General features: G+C 56.5%; 2 protein-coding genes and 1 tRNA gene. All 3 read left to right on the plus strand.

What is annotated here, in order from left to right; genetic code table 11:
* The first annotated feature begins 51 nt into the window (after window positions 1-51).
* The 3 genes from AB4Z11_RS31310 to AB4Z11_RS31320 all read left to right on the plus strand — a co-directional run bounded on the left by AB4Z11_RS31310 (window position 52) and on the right by AB4Z11_RS31320 (window position 1,316).
* A complete protein-coding gene (locus tag AB4Z11_RS31310) occupies window positions 52-663 on the plus strand; it encodes a glutathione S-transferase N-terminal domain-containing protein (RefSeq protein ID WP_442030023.1) in 612 nt (203 codons plus the stop codon).
* A 61-nt stretch (window positions 664-724) separates the two neighbouring features.
* A complete protein-coding gene (locus tag AB4Z11_RS31315) occupies window positions 725-1,213 on the plus strand; it encodes a ClpXP protease specificity-enhancing factor (protein ID WP_442030025.1) in 489 nt (162 codons plus the stop codon).
* A 27-nt stretch (window positions 1,214-1,240) separates the two neighbouring features.
* A tRNA-Thr gene (locus tag AB4Z11_RS31320) sits at window positions 1,241-1,316 on the plus strand.
* Window positions 1,317-1,534: the final 218 nt, after the last annotated feature.

Consider the following 1,534-nt stretch of genomic DNA (forward strand, 5'->3'; position numbering starts at 1 on the left):
GGGGTGAACCGTTCGCGGTTTCGCCCCCTTTGTTTCTAAGGAACTACCAAAATGATGGTTCTCTATTCGGGTACCACTTGCCCATTTTCCCAACGCTGCCGTCTGGTCCTGTTCGAAAAGGGCATGGACTTTGAAGTGCGCGACGTTGACCTGTTCAACAAGCCGGAAGATATCTCGACCATGAATCCGTACGGCCAGGTTCCGATCCTGGTCGAGCGTGAATTGATCCTGTACGAATCCAATATCATCAACGAATACATCGACGAGCGCTTCCCGCACCCGCAGCTGATGCCGGCTGATCCGCTGATGCGTGCCCGTGCCCGCCTGATGCTGTTCAACTTCGAAAAGGAACTGTTCGTTCACGTGCACACGCTGGAAAGCGAGCGCAACAAGGCGAACGACAAGAACCACGACAAGGCCCGCGCCGAAATCCGCGATCGCCTGACCACGCTGGCTCCACTGTTCCTGAAGAACAAGTACATGCTGGGCGACGAGTTCTCGATGCTGGACGTGGCCGTGGCGCCGCTGCTGTGGCGCCTGGACCATTACGGTATCGAGCTCTCCAAGACGGCTGCCCCTCTGATGAAGTATGCTGAACGTATCTTCTCGCGTCCGGCCTACATCGAGGCGCTGACCCCGTCCGAGAAAGTAATGCGCCGCTGATCTGAAGTGGCCCTCGGGGGCATGCCGCTCAGCGGCGCCCCCAGTTTGATGAAGCAAGACCATGGCAGAAATCTCCACCAAGCCCTACATGCTGCGCGCCATCTATGAATGGTGCACCGACAGCGGCTATACCCCCTACCTGGCCGTCAAGGTCGATTCCGCGACCCAGGTACCGATGGAATACGTGAAAAAGGGCGAGATCGTCCTCAACATCAGCTTCGGCGCCACTTCCGGCCTGAAGATGGATAACGACGCGATCCACTTCCACGCGCGCTTCAATGGCGTGTCGCGGGAGATCTATGTGCCGGTCAATAACGTAATGGCGATTTATGCCAACGAGAACGGCCAGGGCATGGCATTCGAGCCACTGCTGGGCACCGTACCGGCGGCACCTGCTCCGGTACCAGCGCCGGTTGTTGAAGAGCCTGCGGCACCGGTGTTGTCCTCCGTCCCCATCAGCGCCCCGCGCGTTGAAGACGGCAATGACAACGGTCCGGATGACGAGCCTCCAAAAAAGGGCGGACGACCCACCCTCACTCGCATCAAATAACGTATAATCGCCCGACTTAGTTTTACAGCCGGCTTAGCTCATCAGGTAGAGCAGTTGATTTGTAATCATCAGGTGGCGGGTTCGAGTCCTGCAGCCGGCACCAGAATTAAAAAAGCCCAGCCTTCGCGCTGGGCTTTTTGCATTTCGGGTGGCGGGACTGCGCAAACAATTTTCAAAAAGGAGTTTGGTTGCGCCAAACACTTCACTTCCCTGTTGGCTGAGCTATTCTTTATTTTTCAAAGGCTTAGGACTTTCCTGGTAGGTGGCACGGTCCGTGCAATAGGTCTAGCGAGCGCAAGCAAATGCTCAATAACCCATAAC

Source organism: Pseudoduganella sp. RAF53_2 (genome assembly GCF_052113985.1).
GTDB lineage: Bacteria > Pseudomonadota > Gammaproteobacteria > Burkholderiales > Burkholderiaceae_D > Rugamonas.

What these genes read in the sequence shown, in the direction of transcription:
- AB4Z11_RS31315 (WP_442030025.1), top strand. Translation starts at nt 725, where the DNA reads ATGGCAGAAATCTCCACCAAGCCCTACATGCTGCGCGCCATCTATGAA.
- AB4Z11_RS31310 (WP_442030023.1), top strand. Translation starts at nt 52, where the DNA reads ATGATGGTTCTCTATTCGGGTACCACTTGCCCATTTTCCCAACGCTGC.